13 protein-coding genes are annotated in these 17645 nt (G+C 60.9%); 2 read left to right on the top strand and 11 right to left on the bottom strand.

Annotation, left to right across the window (positions count from 1 at the left end; translation table 11 throughout):
* Positions 1-318: 318 nt before the first annotated feature.
* On the bottom strand, positions 319-1656 hold the full coding sequence (gene astB, locus G5195_RS10800) for an N-succinylarginine dihydrolase (protein WP_255912154.1): 1338 nt from the start codon (positions 1654-1656) through the stop codon (positions 319-321).
* Between the two features lie 355 nt (positions 1657-2011).
* On the opposite strand from astB, the gene topA reads away from it, so the two are divergent.
* Together topA and G5195_RS10810 are read left to right on the top strand one after the other, a co-directional pair.
* Positions 2012-4633 carry a type I DNA topoisomerase gene (gene topA / locus G5195_RS10805; protein ID WP_411240002.1) on the top strand — a complete coding sequence of 874 codons (2622 nt, stop codon included), beginning with the start codon at positions 2012-2014 and terminating at the stop codon, positions 4631-4633.
* 109 nt (positions 4634-4742) lie between these two features.
* Positions 4743-4907, top strand: a complete 165-nt coding sequence (locus G5195_RS10810) for a hypothetical protein (protein ID WP_162851498.1) — start codon at positions 4743-4745, stop codon at positions 4905-4907.
* A gap of 16 nt (positions 4908-4923) precedes the next feature.
* Here G5195_RS10810 and G5195_RS10815 read toward each other — a convergent pair whose 3' ends face one another.
* The 10 genes from G5195_RS10815 to G5195_RS10860 all read right to left on the bottom strand — a co-directional run bounded on the left by G5195_RS10815 (position 4924) and on the right by G5195_RS10860 (position 17405).
* Positions 4924-5277 (bottom strand): MGMT family protein, encoded by a 354-nt coding sequence (locus tag G5195_RS10815; protein ID WP_421221330.1) that lies wholly within the window; start codon positions 5275-5277, stop codon positions 4924-4926.
* A gap of 69 nt (positions 5278-5346) precedes the next feature.
* A complete protein-coding gene (locus tag G5195_RS10820; RefSeq protein ID WP_421221331.1) occupies positions 5347-6900 on the bottom strand; it encodes a methyl-accepting chemotaxis protein in 1554 nt (517 codons plus the stop codon).
* Positions 6901-7112: 212 nt separating this feature from the next.
* The gene (locus tag G5195_RS10825) at positions 7113-8978 is read right to left on the bottom strand and encodes a beta-N-acetylhexosaminidase (RefSeq protein ID WP_421236122.1); all 1866 of its coding nucleotides are present in this window, start codon (positions 8976-8978) and stop codon (positions 7113-7115) included.
* The gene (locus G5195_RS10830) at positions 8963-9835 is read right to left on the bottom strand and encodes a BadF/BadG/BcrA/BcrD ATPase family protein (protein WP_421236123.1); all 873 of its coding nucleotides are present in this window, start codon (positions 9833-9835) and stop codon (positions 8963-8965) included. The genes G5195_RS10825 and G5195_RS10830 overlap by 16 nt, the downstream gene beginning before the upstream one ends.
* Positions 9828-11561, bottom strand: a complete 1734-nt coding sequence (locus G5195_RS10835; RefSeq protein WP_421221334.1) for a glycoside hydrolase family 9 protein — start codon at positions 11559-11561, stop codon at positions 9828-9830. Before G5195_RS10835 ends, G5195_RS10830 begins: the two co-directional genes overlap by 8 nt.
* Before the next feature lie 114 nt (positions 11562-11675).
* Complete coding sequence (locus G5195_RS10840) at positions 11676-12668, bottom strand: ABC transporter ATP-binding protein (protein ID WP_005353824.1); 993 nt, start codon at positions 12666-12668, stop codon at positions 11676-11678.
* Positions 12669-12679: 11 nt separating this feature from the next.
* On the bottom strand, positions 12680-13699 hold the full coding sequence (locus G5195_RS10845) for an ABC transporter ATP-binding protein (protein WP_005334876.1): 1020 nt from the start codon (positions 13697-13699) through the stop codon (positions 12680-12682).
* Complete coding sequence (locus G5195_RS10850; RefSeq protein WP_421236124.1) at positions 13696-14616, bottom strand: ABC transporter permease; 921 nt, start codon at positions 14614-14616, stop codon at positions 13696-13698. The genes G5195_RS10845 and G5195_RS10850 overlap by 4 nt, the downstream gene beginning before the upstream one ends.
* A 1-nt stretch (position 14617) precedes the next feature.
* Positions 14618-15601, bottom strand: coding sequence for an ABC transporter permease (locus tag G5195_RS10855; RefSeq protein ID WP_005334871.1), 984 nt, complete (start codon positions 15599-15601; stop codon positions 14618-14620).
* A 118-nt stretch (positions 15602-15719) separates the two neighbouring features.
* Positions 15720-17405, bottom strand: coding sequence for an ABC transporter substrate-binding protein (locus G5195_RS10860; protein WP_005353816.1), 1686 nt, complete (start codon positions 17403-17405; stop codon positions 15720-15722).
* Positions 17406-17645 lie beyond the last annotated feature (240 nt).

The raw sequence follows: 17645 nt of genomic DNA on the forward strand, positions 1-17645 counted from the left end.
GGAGAAGGATTCGAACCTTCGAAGGCAGAGCCGTCAGATTTACAGTCTGATCCCTTTGGCCGCTCGGGAACCCCTCCCCAAGTGCGAGGCGCATACTATCAGATCCAGAGGCTTTGTGAACCCCTTGATGAGGCATCTGGCAGTAAAAAATGACTGTTCGTCGATTTTTTGATACATCCAGCTCAAAATTCAAGCTTATCAGCAAGTTGTGCGCTGCTTTTCTGCACAAAACAGCATCCGTGCAAGTTGGCGATCGCGCTGAAGAGAAGGGAAATAGCAGAAGACCGCCAGCGTCGGCGGTCTTCCCGGGCATTACATCTAGCGCTGGAACGGGTAGACCGAACCCAGTTTCAGGATCTGGGTCAGCTCGTCCAGTGCGCTGCGGGACTCCTGCACCAGTGCCGGATCCCTCAGATCGTCGAGGGTCAGGCGGTCGCGGTAGTGGCGATCGACCCAGCCATCGAGGCGGGCAAACTGGCTGTCGTTGATAAGGCAGGCCGGATTGACCGCAGCGAGTTCCTGATCGTTCATGGCAACCCGCAGTCGCAGGCAGGCCGGGCCGCCGCCATTGCGCATGCTCTGTTTCACATCCATATAGTGGACCGCCTTGATCGGGGTCTCCTGCGTCAGCAGCTTGCCAAGATAGGCCGACACCGCCGGATTGTCGCGGCACTCGGTGGGGGCGATGATGGCCATCTCACCGCTCGGCAGGGTGAGGATCTGGGTGTTGAACAGGTAGGATTTCACCGCATCCAGCACGGATACCTCGGCAGTTGGCACTTCGATAAAGTGCAAATCCCCCTCGCCAAACTTGCCGCGGATTTCAGTCAGCACCGCTTCGGTGTTGAGGAACGCTTGCTGGTGGAAGAAGAGCACGTTCTGGTTACCCACCGCGATCACGTCGTTGTGGAATACCCCCTGATCGATCACCTCTGGGTTTTGCTGAATAAACACCACGCTCTCCTCGCCAAGGCCATGCAGGCGGGCGATGGCCTGGCTTGCCTCCAGAGTCTGGCGGGCCGGATAGCGCTTCGGCGCCGGGCGGGAGTAGTCAAAAGCGCTGCGGCCATAGACAAACAGCTCGACCCCCGCCTCGCCATAGGCACGGCAGAGGCGGGTGTGGTTGGCCGCCCCCTCGTCGCCGAAGTGGTCATTCTCCGGCAGATGGAGGTGGTGGCTGAAGTGGCGATCATTGTTGAACACGGCTCGCAGGATGCGACCTGTGACGTCGGGCTCCAGGGAGCGGTGAAACTTGTTGGTCAGGTTGGCGGGGGTGAAGTGAATGCGGCCATCCTGGGTATCGGCACTGGGGGAGACGGTGGCGGCGTTGGCAGTCCACATGCTGGAAGCCGAATAGCAGGCAGCCAGTACGGCGGGAGCCTGTTTGGCGGCCTGCTCCAGCACCCGGGCATCGTTGCCGGTGAAGCCTAGGCGGCGCAGGGTGGCGAGATCGGGACGCTCTTGTGGCGCCAGTACCCCCTGGGTCATGCCAAGCTCGGTCAGCGCCTTCATCTTGCGCAGCCCCTGTTTGGCGGCCTCTTTCGGATTGGAAGCCTCCTGGGCATTGCTCTGGGAGGCAACGTTGCCGTAGGAGAGGCCAGCATAGTTATGAGTCGGGCCGACCAGACCGTCGAAATTGACCTCGAAGTGCTTCATTGAGTACATCCTTTCGATTTTTATGATGGGTAGCGGTTCCTTCCGCGCGCAATGCGTCGGGGTTGGGCCATTATAAAGAGATTTTATGTTTTTGTAACAAGCCGGTAACCAGCAGACGTTTTTATGTCGTTTCAGATATAAAAAGAGGGGCGGTATGGCAGAAAATTGAAAAAGCGGTTGCGTCCGGCCTGTTGCCTTCGCATTAATAAATAAAGAAGCAATAAAAGAAGCCGTGTGGTTCGGGCTGGTCAGGCAAATTTGCTCACAAGATTGCTTTTTCGCGCCAAATCTCTTATACAGCCCCACAAAACCGCACACCAACCCCGTCGGGTGCAATGAGGATAATAGTTACAGCATGGGCAAATCACTGGTCATAGTGGAGTCTCCGGCCAAGGCCAAGACGATCAACAAATATCTGGGCAAGGACTACGTGGTGAAATCCAGCGTGGGTCATGTTCGCGATCTGCCCACCAGCGGCAGCGCCAGCACCGAGCCCAAGAAACCTGTCATTCGCGGCATCAAGTTGAGCGAATCCGAGAAGGCTGCCAAGGATCGCAAGGCCCTGTTTGCCCGGATGGGTATCAATCCGACCGCTGGCTGGCAGGCTAACTACCAGATTTTGCCCGGCAAGGAGAAGGTGGTCAGCGAGTTGCAAAGTCTGGCCGAGAAAGCCGACACCATCTATCTCGCAACCGACTTGGATAGAGAAGGAGAAGCGATCGCCTGGCACCTGCGCGAGATCATCGGTGGCGACGACAGCCGCTACAAGCGCGTGGTGTTCAACGAGATCACCAAGAGCGCCATCAAGGAGGCGTTTGCCCAGCCGTCCGAACTCAATATTGACCGCGTTAATGCCCAGCAGGCTCGTCGTTTCCTCGACCGCGTGGTGGGTTACATGGTCTCCCCGCTGCTGTGGAAAAAGCTGGCTCGTGGCCTCTCTGCCGGTCGGGTACAGTCCGTTGCGGTGCGTCTCATCGTCGATAAAGAGCGCGAAATCAAGGCGTTTGTTCCGGTTGAGTTCTGGGATCTCAATGCCGACCTGCTGACCGCAGACAAGAGCGATCTGCGGATGGAAGTGGTCAGCCGCAACGGTGCCGACTTCAAGCCGGTGACCCAGGCCGAGACCTTCGCCGCTGTCGCAGCCCTGGAAGGGGTCGACTACAAGGTCGTTAACCGGGAAGACAAGCCGACCGGCTCCAAGCCATCCGCGCCGTTTATCACCTCCACCCTGCAGCAGGCGGCCTCTACCCGTCTGAGCTTCGGGGTCAAGAAGACCATGATGATGGCCCAGCGTCTCTATGAAGCGGGTTACATCACCTATATGCGTACCGACTCCACCAACCTCAGCAAAGAGGCGGTTGAAGCGGTGCGTGAATATATCGGCGAGCAGTATGGCGCGGCCTATCTGCCAGCCGAGCCGAATCTGTATGGCGCCAAGGCCAATGCCCAGGAAGCGCACGAAGCGATCCGTCCCTCCAACGTACAGGTGACTGCCGAGATGCTGGAAGGGATGGAGCCGGATGCCATGCGTCTGTACGATCTCATCTGGCGTCAGTTCGTTGCCTGCCAGATGACCCCCGCTCAGTACGACTCTTCCACCCTGACCGTCAAGGCGGGTGAGTTCGAGCTCAAGGCCCGTGGTCGTACCCTGCGCTTCGCCGGTTGGACCAAGGCGCTGCCGCCGATGGGTCGCAAGGGTGAAGATAGCCAGCTGCCTGCGGTCACCGTGGGCGAGGTGCTGAAACTGGTCAAGCTGGATCCGCGCCAGCACTTTACCAAGCCGCCTGCCCGTTTTACCGAAGCTGCGCTGGTGCGCGAGCTGGAAAAACGCGGCATCGGCCGTCCCTCTACCTACGCCTCCATCATCTCCACCATCGTTGATCGTGGTTATGTGCGGGTCGAGAGCCGCCGTTTCTTCGCCGAGAAGATGGGTGAGATCGTCACCGATCGTCTGGTGGAGAACTTCGTCGAGCTGATGAACTACGAGTTCACCGCCAAGATGGAAGACAAGCTCGATGGCATCGCTGAAGGGAGCCTGGAGTGGAAGAAGGTGCTGGACAGCTTCTACGCCGAGTTTACCCAGGAGCTGGAGAAGGCCGACAAGGCGCCCGAAGAGGGCGGCATGCGTGCCAACCAGATGGTGATGACCGACATCGACTGCCCGGATTGTGGCCGCAAGATGGGTATTCGTACCGCCACCACCGGCGTCTTCCTCGGCTGCTCCGGCTATGCACTGCCGCCGAAAGAGCGCTGCAAGAAGACCATCAACCTGGTCTCTGCCGATGAGTTTGTCTCCGCCACTGACGGCGAAGAGGCGGAAACCGAGGCGCTGCGTGCCAAGCACCGTTGCGGTGTCTGTGGCACAGCGATGGATGCCTACATCATCGATGACAGCCGCAAGCTGCACGTCTGTGGTCGCAACCCGGACTGCGATGGCTACGAAATCGAGAAGGGCCAGTTCAAGCTCAAGGGCTACGAAGGGCCGAGTATCGAGTGCGACCGCTGCGGCAGCGAGATGCAGCTCAAGAACGGTCGTTTCGGCAAGTACATGGGCTGCACCAACGAGACTTGCAAGAACACCCGCAAGATCCTGAAAAACGGCGACATCGCGCCGCCGAAAGAAGATCCGGTACCGTTGCCGGAGCTCAAGTGCACCCAGTCCGATGCTCACTTCGTGCTGCGTGACGGTGCTGCCGGTCTGTTCCTGGCAGCCAGCAACTTCCCCAAATCCCGCGAGACTCGCGCGCCGCTGGTGGAAGAGCTCAAGCGCTTCAAGGATCGCATCTCCGCCAAGCACAAGTATCTGGCGGGAGCCCCGCTCACCGATCCGGACGGCAACCCCGCCATCGTGCGCTTCAGTCGAAAGACCAAGGAGCAGTACGTGATGAGCGAGGTCAACGGCAAGGCGACCGGTTGGACCGCTCACTACGACAACGGTACCTGGCAAGAGAGTTTGCCGAAGGCGAAGAAAGCCTGATGACAAAGAGGCCCCGACCAGGGGCCTCTTTGCTTATGGATAAGGGTATACTGAGACAGCTGCAAGGAGTGCAGCTGTCGTCAATCGCGAAGTAGACAAGGAGGTTGAGATGGAGATTAACGAGATCCGGCCGGGCATGAGCTGCATGACCCGGGAAGGGGCTGCCTATGTGCTGGAGGTGGACCGACAGAGCCTGCTTGTGCTGCTGCAGCGCGAGGACGAGACTATACCGGTGCAGGTGCGCAGTGAGGAGATCCTGGCACCGCTGGAGTGATCTGGCAGTGCCCCCCTCAAAACGGCAGTAGAAAAAGCAGCTCGGCCAGGTCGGGCTGCCATTGCCACTCCTTCATTCTGACCCGCCCACCAATCACGGGCACGCCCTCTTCCTGCAGCAATCCCGCCTGTCTGTCGAAGCCAGCCGACCCTTTTGGTAAGGAGATAGTGCCTGCTGCGCCCAGCACCCGATGCCACGGCAGTACCTTGTCGGTTTCCCGCAGCACCTTGCCTACCAGTCTTGCCCGTCCGGGCAGCCCAGCCAGATCGGCCACCTGACCGTAACTGGCCACCTTGCCGGCAGGGATGAGGGCGATGATCGCCTCGATGCGCGCTCCCTTGTCGAGAGCTGGCGAGAGGGAGGCTGGCATGGTGATGGCTCCGGTATAAAAATTGAAGCGCCATTGTGGCGCTTCTTCGGCATGGCCGGCAACCCTGCTTCAACCGAAGGTCTGACTCAACCCCTTTAGCTGTTGGGCTCGCTCCAGCAGTTCGCGGCTTGAGTCATCAACCTTCTGCATCTTGGCGCTGTTGGCGCGGGAGTAGTCCGAGATCTGGCTAATGTTGCGATTGATCTCCTCCACCACTGTCTGTTGTTGTTCGGCGGCGGTGGCGATCTGGGTAGAAAATGCAGTCACCAGCTCGATCTCCTCCAGTACGGTATGGAGGTTGGCCGATCCCTCCCGGGTCATCTGAGCGCACTCGCGTGTCTGTTGCAGATTCTCCTGCATCATGCCGCGCCAGCGCCCCAGCGTCTGCTGGAGCTGCTGTATGCTGCCCTGGATCTGCTCGGTTGCCTTCTGGGTGCGGGTGGAGAGGGTTCGCACTTCGTCCGCCACCACCGCAAAGCCGCGTCCCTGCTCACCGGCCCGGGCCGCCTCAATGGCGGCGTTGAGGGCCAGCAGGTTGGTTTGATCGGCGATACCCTGGATCTCCCCCGTCACACTGCCGATCCGCTCCGACTCGCTGGTGAGCTCCACCGCCGAGTTAAAGGCCAGTTCTGCCTGTCTGGCAAGTTGCTCGATATGCTGTTCGGTGCGGGACAACTGCCGATCTGTCTGCTGGCAGCGGCTGCGCGCCTCGCTCACCTGGCTGTTGGAGTCCAGAATGTTGCGAGCAATTTCGTGGGCTGTGCTGGCCATCTGGGTCATGGCTGTCGCCATTTGCCGGGTCTGGGCATCCTGTTCCGTGATGTCATGATAGGCCTGATGGGAGGCTTGCTTCAGATTGACGGCCAGGGCTTGTAGGGGATCGGTGGCATCGTTGATCCGGCCCAGCACTGTGCGGATGCGGGCTTGCAGCATCTTGATATGAAAATCGGCGATGGCGCCGGGGCTGTCACCGGAGTAGACCAGCCTGGTCAGGCTGTCGTAGTCGAGCATCAGTTGTCTTAGAAAGTTGCGCAACGAGAACAGATCGGGCCCGTAGCAGCAGGCCACCAGCAACAGTGGCAATAGCATCAACAGTGTCGTGGTTATCCCCTGGGTCAACAGTGCCCATCCGAGGCTTGCAAGCAACAACAGTGCGAACAGGGGCTGTTTGATGCGGGCAAGAGAGAGGCTCGAAGGTCGGGTTCCCTGCTCTATCCTGAGCAAGGCCTGGTAAGTTTGGGTTGCCACCCGTTTCAGCTCGGGATCAGGCTTGCAGCGCACCGATTGATAGCCGCTGATCCTGTTCCCCTCGTAGATGGGGGTGACGTAGGCATCTACCCAGTAGTAACGACCATCCTTGCAGCGATTTTTGACGATGCCGCGCCAGGGTTTCCCCTCCTTGAGGCGGGCCCAGAGATCGGCGAAGGCGGCCTTGGGCATGTCGGGATGGCGCACCAGGTTGTGATTGTGGCCAACCAGCTCGTCGGCGCTATAGCCGGCGATGGTGCAAAAGGCCGGATTGGCGTAGGTGATCACCCCGCGCAGGTCTGTGGTGGAGACCAGTTGTACGTCGGCAGGAAACTCCACTTCGCTGTCCAGGGTATGGACGTCTCTGCGGGTCATAGGAATACGCTCCGATGTTCTTGTTGATAATGTTGTCGTTGTTATTGTGGCAGATCTGGAGGTGGCCGCAGGCTCGCGCCAGCAGGAGGCAGACCAGCTTCATTGGGGGCTGGATTTTGCCAATAATGGCGGATGAATGGTAGGGGGAAGTTGATGTTTTGTTGGCTAATCGTAAAAAAGGCGGCCGATTGGCCGCCAAAGTAGAGACAACATTACCTCTGTGGCATCCGGTAGCGCACCTGCAACTGATCGAGGATCTGCAGCTGACCCGGCAGGCGGGCGGCGAAGTGCTCCCAGCCCTTGTGGGCGGGATCGCTCCAGGCCACCTCGGCCGTGGCCAGCATACGCGGGAACAACATGTAGTCGAGACGATCACGACTGGTGATCAATTCTGACCACAAGGGGCTCAGCACCCCGAGGATGTTATCGTTGGCATGGAAATCGGCTGGGGCAGGGTCACACGCGTAGATCTGCTCCAGATTGAGGGTCCCCGCCCAGTAGAGGCCGGGTTCATGAATATCGGCGCTCCAGGCCAGATCCAGATAGAGGAACTGGGCGGGCGCCATCACCACAGGATAACCGGCTGCGGCTGCGTCCAGCCCCGCCTGAAAGCTTGTCCAGGCACAGATGGCCGCTTTGCGGCTCACCTTGTCGCCATGCAGGATCTCCTCCCAGCCGATCATCTGTTTGCCTCTGGCGGCCAGATAGCGCTGACAGTGCCGCAGCAGATGGCCCTGCAGCTCGCGGCAGTCGGCGTAGCCCTGCTCGACCATCAGCTGCTGGCAGGCGGGGCTGTCGGTCCAGACCCCGGTCGGCACCTCGTCACCCCCCATGTGGATCTGCGGGCCGGGGAAGAGCTCGCACACCTCGTCCAGCACGGCCTCCAGGAAGCGGTAGGTGCCGGGCTGGGCGGGGTTGAGCACGTTGTCATCGAAATGCTGAACCGAGCGGTAGCGGGAGTGATCCGCCGTTTCGATTAGCAACTCGGGCAGCGCCTTGATGGCGGCATGGCAGTGGCCCGGAATGTCGATCTCGGGAATGACGGTGATGCCGAGCTCACTGGCATAGCTCACCAGCTCCTTCACCTCGCTCTGGGTGTAGTAGCCGCCATAGGGTTCGGCACCGCCGCTGAGCTGGGGGCCGATCGCCAGATCGTGGCCGCGCCAGGCACCCACGTCGGTCAATGCCGGGAAGGCCTTGATCTCGAGTCGCCACCCCTCGTCATCGGTCAGATGCCAGTGGAAGCGGTTGAACTTGTAGAGGCTCATCAGCTTGAGCAGACGCTTGATGGTGGCCGGAGTGTGGAAGTGGCGGGCGCAATCGAGAAAAATGCCGCGAAAGCCAAAGCGCGGGGCATCCTCCAGCGTGACGCAGGGCAGGCTCTCCCCATGTTGCAGATACCACTGGGCCAGAGTCACCAGCCCATGACGCCAGCCCGTTTCGTCGGTGGCGGCAATCACCACCTCCTGCGGCGTGATGGTGAGTTGGTAGGCTTCGGGGGCCAGTTTGGCCTCGGTCAGCCGGATTTCAGCGTCGTGATCCTGCTCCAGCGCCAGCGACGTCAGCTCGTTAAAGTGGGCCAGCAATTTCGGTACATCGCGGGGAGCGCTGACATGAGCCCGCTCGGCCAGCCGGAAGTTCCCCTCCAGCAGTACCAGATGGGCCGGTTGCGGCACGATACCGGGCAGGGACTCGACATCCGGCAGATCTGGGCGGGCTACCGGCGGGTTCTCCAGTCCGAGATCCTGAGCCGCCAGCGTCACCGGCAGCAGTTGGGCACCTGTGGTCGCCTCCGGCAGGCTGAGAAAGAAGCCCTGCGGCATGTCGGAGAGCTTCTTTATGGGGGTCTGGCGGCAGCAAAAGCGCAGCTCGCAGCTGCCAGTTTTTGGGACAATCACCTTGTAGCTGCCGCTCTGGCGCTCCAGCTCGCCCCCTTGCAAGGAGTCGGGGTCGATATGGCGAGCCAGACAGAAGTGCAGCTTCCACTTGGTATCAGGCATGCGGGAGAGGGTGAAGGTGAACCAGACATCCTCGCCGTCACGTCGGGCTACCTGGGTGTGGATCAGGGGTGTAGACATGGAAAATCCTCTGATTGGGCAAACAGGATGGCGCCATCGAGCGCATCTGCCTGGGGGGGGATCAGGTTGAACTGGCCGAGACGGGGAGCGAGGCGGGTGCCAATCCCCCCAAGCAGGGCGATCTGTCTGGCACCGAGCTGGGTCATTCCCTCCAGCAGGATCCGCAGTTGTTCGCAGGTTTCGTCCAGCAGCTGATTGGCGAGCTCGTCGCCATCGCTGGCTGCATCGAATACCCAGGGGGCAAAGTGGCCATAGTCCGCCGGAATGGCGCGGGCGGCCCAGCGTACCACCTCGGCCTGATCCCGCTTGAAGCGATCCATCAAGCGGATGGCGAGGGTGCTGGGGGGCAGAATGCCGTCGTGGCAGAGCAGGGATTGCTGGATGGCGCGCAGCCCCAGCCAGGCGCCGCTGCCTATGTCTGAAATGGGGAAGCCGCGGCCGGAGCAGGTGCGGATCTGTCCCTCCTGATAGACCAGCCCCACCGAGCCGGTACCGGCGATCAGAATGGCCCCCTCACGGCCGCCAAAGGCGCCGAGGCAGGCACCGAAGGCATCGGAGGTGAGCCTGACGCTGGCAAAGGGGAAGGGCATCTCGAGCAGGGCGTGATAGCAGTCGGCCAGCTCGGCGGAGGCGAGCGCCAGCCCGACCCCCATCTGCTGTTCGCTCTCGATAGCGATCCCGGCGGCAAGGCGGGCACTGGCGATGGCGGCCAGCACATTGGCGTGGGCATGGGGGATGCCCAGCTCCAGATTGGAGCCTGCCGCGCTCCCCTCTCCGAGCAGCTTGCCCGCCCGATCCCGAATGCGGGCGCGGGTGTGGGTGCCCCCGCCATCGACCCCGACCCAGTACTCAATCATGGTGACCTCCCTGCTCATGTCGATCACTCAGCGCACTCTGCCAGCTGATGGCCAGGGCAAACCAGGCCGCGTGGGGGATCCACTGCTCGCCCCAGCGCCAGTTCTGATCCAGCCGATCCTTGTACTCCTCCGGAATAAAAGCCACGTCGTTTTCGTCATCGAACCCGGCGGTGATGCCGTTGCAGATCCCCCCCTGCGCATTGGGATACCCGGCGGTGTAGGCGGGGTTGTTGATGCCGTGGCCCGCCAGCATGCAGGCGTTGAAGGGGTTCTGCCCGAGGATCCAGTCGAGTTGGCGCTGGCCGTAAGTGATTAGCGGCTGGCTCTGGCGGGGGAAGTGGCGGGCGCCAGCAAAGGCCATGGCCGCCAGAGAGGCGAGGCGGGCATTCTCTCCCTGCCACCAGTAACCGGATTCGTTGTTGTGGGGCATAAAGAAGCTGACGCGCGGCGCTTCATCCACCCCTTTCACATATTGGCGGGCGAGGGAGAAGGGGTTGCCCGCGCGGGCACAGAGCGCCAGCTCGGCGGCCAGCGCCTGCTCCACCACGGTTTGTACCCTGGCCTTGTATTCCTGATCCGGCTCTACGCCCAGATATTCCAGCAGCGCCAGTACCGGCAGACCCGCCTCAGCGGCGTGGTAGTAGGGGCGCGAGCCATCCTCGTTGGCCGACCAGTAGTGACCCAGCTCAGGATGGGAGCGCTGGCGGGCACAGAGCTTGCTGGCACGAGCTCTCGCCTCATTCAGCCACTCGGCGCCGAAGGTGCGGGTCAGCTCTACCGCCGCCAGCAGGGCGCAGTAGTCGTCGATGATGTTCTCGACCCCGTCATCGAGGTAGGCAAGGTTGTGTTCGCACAGATGCAGGTAGCCGCGTTTGGCTGCCTCGGCGTAGCGGCTGGCATCGAAGTCGCCACTGACGCTCTCGCGGGCGGCGCGGGCCAGCGCGGCGATGGCCATGCCGCCCCCTTGGCGAAAACCCGCCTGCCAGTTGGCGGACTTGAGCCCCTGCTGGGTGGCATAGGCGCACAGCTCGCGCTGGGCGGGATCCTTGCTCCACTTGTCGAACAGGGTCATGAAGAAGAAGCCCGACTCATCCTGCATCCGGCAGAGGAAATCGGCGCCGTGCAGCGCCTCGTCATTGAGCCGCTTGCAGAGGTTCACCCCGTCGATATCGCGGCGCGGGGCCAGCAGTTCCCGGCACTTGAGCAGGGCCCACACAACCATGGGGGTCTGCTGGGGGTTGAGGTAGTTGGCGTAGGAGAGGTGGCTCAGGTACTTGCTCATGTCGCCGCTGGCATCGAACCAGCCGCCGTGCACATCTTTGTGCTGGTCGGTGCCAAACAGGCGGGCGCTGCGGTCGGCCCGATCAAAGGTGCCGCTGGCGCGCTGCCCCTTGAAGTAGTGAATGACATCGGAGAGACAGCGGCTGGCCAGCAGATCCTGGCCGATGGCAAAACGGGTGGAGCGGACTATGCCTTGGGCAGTGATCGCCTCCAGCCGATAGTCGCCGGGCTCCTTGAAGGCGGAGAAGTCGGCGCGCCAGTAAGCGCGCCCTTGCCAGCCTGGGACGCTGCCAGCCGGTTGCAGCGGGGTTTCAAACAGGATCTGGCCATCATCGAGGCGTTGCAGCCTGACATAGCCGCCGAGATCAGGGGCGGGGGAGGTTTGCAACAGGGCGACCTTGTGGCCGTCGCACTCGTAGCCCACCTGATTGATCAAGAGTTCCATCAAGGTATTACTCCTGTGGTTCACCGCCGGGCGGTGAGGCACATCACGGGGCTGTGGCCGCCCCGTATCGAGGCATGGCCGGACAGGGTTGTCCGGCCGGTCTAAGGCTCACCCTCACTCGTAGAGGTAGCAACGCACGAAGTGGTTGTCGGCAAGCTTGGTGATGGGGGGCAGCGCCTCCTTGCAGCGGGGCATTGCCTGATTGCAGCGCCCGGCAAAGGGGCAACCGCAGGATTCCGGCGTCCAGAGCGGGATCTCCCCCTTGCGGCCTCCTTCCAGCTCGGCGTGGATGCTCTTCTCCGGATCGGGCACCGCCGAGATGAGCAGCTGGGTGTAGGGGTGCTGCGGGTGGTGCAGGATCTCGTCCACCTCACCCCACTCCACCATGTGCCCTACATACATGACAGCCAGATCTTCCGCCACATAGCGGGCGGTGGCGATGTCGTGGGTGATGTAGAGCATGGAGACGCCGAGCTCGTTCTTCATCTGCTCCATCAGGTTGAGGATGCCGATGCGAATGGAGACGTCGAGCATGGAAGTCGGCTCGTCCGCCAGCACAACCTCCGCCTCCACTGCCAGATTGCGGGCGATGTTGACCCGCTGGCGCTGGCCGCCGGAGAGCTGGTGCGGATACTTGGCCGCCGTTGCCTTGGCAGGAGTCAGGCCGACCTTCTCCAGCAGGGCGTAGACCATGTCGGGCAGCTCTTTCTTGTCGATCACCTTGCTGTGCAGCAGCAGGGGGCGGGCGATGTGGTGATAGATGGTGTGGGTCGGGTTGAGCGAACCGAACGGATCTTGCCACACCATCTGCACGCTCTGGCGATAGTCCAGCAGGGCGGTGCCCTTGTTGAACTCCTCCAGATCGTGGCCGCGATAGAGAATGCGCCCGGCACTGAGCTTGTACATCTTGGCGATGATCTTGGCGATGGTGCTCTTGCCGGAGCCCGACTCCCCGACCACCGCCAGGGCGCGGCCCCGGTGCAGGTTGAAGGTGATGTCGGAGAGGGCCCGCATCTTGCCACTCTTGATGGCATTGGAGTTGATGGGGAAGTCCTTGTAGAGGTGCTGGACTTCGATGATGGGTGCATCGGTTTTGGCGATTTGCATGACAGACATCCTTAACAGCCAGCGGCCTTGTCCAGATAGATCACGGAATCTTGTTGCAGTCCCTGCTCCTCATAGAGGTGGCAGGCGGTCTGTTGCCCGGGGCGGATCTCGGCCAATCTGGTGTACTCCTGACGGCAGCGATCGTGCACCTTGCCGCAGCGGGCCTGAAAGCGGCAGCCGACCGGCACCTCCAGCAGGTTGAGCGGGGTGCCCGGGATCCCTTCCAGCACCTTCTTCGGCCCGTGCAGGGGCGGGAAGGAGTTGCCGAGCCCTCTGGTATAGGGGTGCAGCGGCGCGGTCAGGATCGCCTTGGAGGGGGCGACCTCCACCAGTTCACCGGCATACATGATGCCGATACGATCGCAGAACTCCACCATCAGGGAGAGGTCGTGGGTGATGAACAGAATGGAGAAGTTGAACTTCTCTTTCAGGGCATAGACCTTCTGCAGGATCTCCCGCTGTACCACCACATCGAGCGCCGTGGTTGGCTCATCCATGATGAGCAGCTCGGGGTTGAGCGCCATGGCGATGGCAATCACCAGCCGCTGGCGCATGCCGCCGGAGAACTGGTGCGGGTAATCCTTGAGCCGGCTCGGGTGGATATCGACGATGGTGAGCAGCTCCTGGGCGCGCTTGATCGCCTCGTAACGGGTCATGCCGGGGTTGTGGGCCAGCAGCACGTCGCAGAACTGCTCCTCCATCCGCAGCACAGGGTTCAGGGCGTTCATGGCGGACTGGAACACTACCGACACCTGTTGCCAGCGATAGGAGCGCAGCCGCTCGTCGTTGTAATGGAGGATGTTCTCCCCCTTGAACAGGATCTCGCCACCGCTGATGTAGGCGGGCGGCTTGTGCAGCCGGGCCACCGAGAAGGCGACGGTGGATTTGCCGCAGCCCGACTCACCGGCGAGGCCGAAGATCTCGCCCTGTCTGATATCGAAGCTCACCGAGTTGACGGCGCGTACGTCGCCATTTTCGGTGATGTAGTCAACGCAAAGATTGCGTACTGACAGCAGGGGATGCTTGTTCATGCTGTCTTCTCCTGTGCTGTGGCAACCGAAGTGGTGACCGGCGCCGCGAGTTTCTTCCAGCGGCTCAACCCTTTGTGTGAGCGCAGCTGCGGGTTGGCGATCTCGTCGATGGCGAAGTTGAGCAGAGCCAGACCCGCACCCAGGGTGGCGATGGCAAAGCAGGGCGCCAGGATCTCCCACCAGGCGCCGACCAGAATGGCGCTGGAGGTCTGGGCGTTGTAAAGCATGATGCCCCAACTCACCACGGTCGGGTCGCCGAGACCCAGGAACTCCAGGGTCGCTTCGGTGACGATGGCGTAGATGATGGAGCCGATAAAGCTCACCCCGATGATGGAGATGAGGTTGGGCAGGATCTCCACCAGAATGATGCGCCAGGCCGGCTCCCCCAGCACTTCGGCGGCGATGACGAACTCCTTCTCGCGCAGGGCCAGGGTCTGGGCACGGATGACCCGCGCGCCATAGGCCCACGAGGTCAACCCTATTATCACGGCAATCACCGCCGGTGATGCCTCCCCGATAAAGCTCGCCAGCACCAGTAGCAAGGGGAGGTTGGGGATCACCAGCACCACGTTCATCAGGAAGGTGAGGCACTCATCCACCAGACCGCCGAAGTAACCGGCAGTGATGCCGATGGCGACGGCCAGGGTGCAGACCAGCAGACCGGCGCTGAAGCCCACCAGCAGCGAGATACGGGCGCCGTTGGTGAACTGGGCCCAGATATCGTGGCCCATGCGGGTGGAACCCATCACGAACTCGGCACTGGGCGGCTGGTGCGGGCGAGCCACTCGTTTGGTCGGCTCGTTGCTGGCCAGAATGGGGGCAAAGAGGGCCATCAGTACGAAGGCAACCACGATGGCGAGGCCACAGGCAGCCTTCTTGTTGCCCAGCAGAATTTTGAGAATGGTCGGCATACGCATCTTATTTGCCTCCTGTACGCAGACGGGGATCCAGGAAGACGTAGAGCACGTCGGCCAGGAAATTGAAGCTGAGCATGGTGATGGTCATGATGAGCAGCTGCCCCTGAATGAGCGGGTAGTCGCGGGCCAGAATGCCCTGATAGAGGGTCAGGCCCAGACCGGGATAGTTGAAGATCACCTCGGTGATGAGAGAGCCACCGATGACGAAACCGAGCGCCATGGAGAGGGCGGTGACGCTGGGCAGAATGGCGTTGCGGGCGCCGTAGTTGAAGATCACCCGGTTGCTGGAGAGCCCCTTGGCCTTGGCCATGGTGATGTAATCCTCGCCCAGCAGGTTGATCATGTTGTTGCGCATGGTGATGAGAAAGCCCCCCACCTGTACCACGGCCAGGGTCAGCACCGGCATGATGGCGTGGGTCATGATGCTCTTGATGTGCTCCCAGCCCCAGTCAGCCTTGATCTCCGGGCTGTAGGCGTAGCCGATGGGCAGCCACTCGAGGCTGACCCCGAACAGGAACAGGGCGAGCAGGGAGACCACCACCGGCGGAATGGCCTGCATCACCAGGGTGAGCGGGGAGAGAATGCTGTCCATCCGGCCGCCGCGATACCAGGCGGCGAAGATGCCGACGATGGAACCGAGGGAGAAGCTCAGGATGGTGGAGGTGCCGACCAGAAACAGGGTCCAGCCGATGGCACGGCCCAGCACGTCAGAGACCTGCTGCGGGTAGAAGCGCACCGAGGTGCCGAGATCCCAGGTGAAGACACTCTTCACATAGGTGAGAAACTGGGTGCCGATGGGGCCGTCGACAAAGCCGAAGGTGGCTTTGAGGGCTTCCAGGGCAGCGGGTTCCATCATGGCGCCAGCGCGGGCAAACATCACGGAGACAGGATCCCCTGGCATGGCACGGGGTAACAGGAAGTTGATGGTGGCGGCTACCAGAAAGGCAACCAGGTAGAAGGAAAAGCGTCTCAGTATGAATCCCATGATAGTACCTTTTACTGCAAGTCTGCCCCGCGTCGGGTATAGCGACCCCAACCCCGGCGGTGCCGGGCAAGAAGGGGATTAACGGGGAAGATGGCCCCCCGCAGGGGGCCGGGATTGTTTAGCTGTTTGGCTTGAGGGACAACACGTGCAGCAGACGCTCAGGGGTGTCCGGGTGGAGCTGAGGTTTGGCTACCGGGTTATCAGCACTGAACCAGCCGTTGAAGCGCTTGGTGCTGTACTCGTACCAGGTCGGGTTGTTGAAGACCGGAATGATGGTCTGGTTGGCACCAACACGATCCTGGATGGCGAACATGATCTCCTTCTGCTTGGCCGCATCGGCGGTCTGGGTGAAGTCATCGATCAGCTTGTCGAGCTCGGGATCCTTGTAACGGGGCGCGGCGAAGCGGTTGCCACGGTCGCCCATGTTGCGGGAGTGGAACGCGGTCTCGAAGTACTTGTGCGGGTTGGCACCGGCAAAGTAACCCTGCAGGGCGACATCGAAGTCACCGGTGATCAGGTTCTCGGTCCAGACGGTCGCTTCCGGGGTGGCGGTCTTGGCGTTCAGGCCCAGCGCCTGCAGCCCTTCTACACCAATCTGAACTGTGTTGACCCAGTCGGTCCAGCCGTTCGGTACCAGTACCTTGAACTCGATCTTTTTGCAGCTCGGAGTGTCGAGGAACTTGTCGCCGTCACAATCCTTGTAGCCTGCCTCTTTCAGCAGGGCCTTGGCCCCTTCCAAGTCGAACTTGTTGTACTTGCCGTACTTCTTGTCCACTTCCGGGTTGTTCCAGGAGTCAAAGGCTTTGCCCAGACCTGACGGGTACTCGTTGACGGTGGGGTAGCCGTAGCCCGCGATATCCACCATGGACTGGCGGTCCATCGCCATGGAGAAGGCGCGGCGGAAGTTGATATCGTTGAAGGCTTCGTTATTGCCCGGGTTCTTGGTCTGGAAGTTGACGTTGAACGCCACGGTACCGGAGGCCGGGAACCAGTATTTGTTGTTCTTCGGATCGTTGCCGACGTAGAGGCGCTCGATATCCGGTACGAAGGAGCCGAACCAGTCGATGTCACCTTTCATGACAGCGGCCAGCACCTGGTCGTTGGTGGCCATCTGCGGCATGCGGATACAGTCGATGGCGAGGTTGGCGTTATCCCAGTAGTGCGGGTTGCGGCACTGGGTATAGAGCTGGGCGGAGAAGTTGTCCACTTCGGTGAAGGGGCCAGTACCAACCGGCTTGTCGTTGGTGAAGGCAACCGGATCTTTCACCGATTTCCACTGATGCTCCGGCACGATAGGTACCAGCACCAGATCGTTCACCACGTTGGTGTTGACCTCGGTCAGGTCGAATTTGACCTTGTTGGGGGCCAGCTTCTCGACGCTCTTGATCTGGGTCCAGATTGAGCGCTCATCCAGCGCCTTGTTGGCCTTGACCAGATTGAAGGAGAAGATGATGTCATCGGCATCAAAGGCTTCGCCGTCAGACCACTTCACGCCGTCACGCAGATCGAAGGTGACGGATTTCAGGTCATCGCTGAACGCATAGTTGGTGGCCAGACGATAGACGGGTTTGCCCCCTTGCATATCGTTGAAGATCACCAGCGGTTCATAGATGAAGTGACGGGTGGTGTGCAGCAAGCCCGCTTGCAGGAAGGGGTTGAAGTTCTTGACCCAGGCGGTTTCCTGCTGTGCGACCATGGTCAGCACGGTTTTGTTTTCTGCGGCCATGGCGTTACCGGCGGCACCGGCAAGCATCATGGTTCCCAGCATTACAGCGGTAGAGATTTTGGATACTTTGGCAAGCATATGTTTTCCTTTCTTATTTTTGGCATTCCCGAGGGTTCGCCTTGTTTTGTGTGAGCACCGGTTTCGCATGCTGATGAAATCGGCCCTCTGTGTTGGTCAGGTGTCTAACCTTTGTCGTTCTGTTTTCCAACGCCCTAAGCAAACCAGAATTAACAGGAAAACAACAACTATTGATTTCGTTGTTTTCGTAAAAATTGACGGTGTTACGTCAATCTCGTCAAAATGGATTTTTATCTGTTT

The sequence above is a fragment of the Aeromonas sp. 601039 genome, assembly GCF_049174415.1.
Classification (GTDB): domain Bacteria; phylum Pseudomonadota; class Gammaproteobacteria; order Enterobacterales; family Aeromonadaceae; genus Aeromonas; species Aeromonas veronii_A.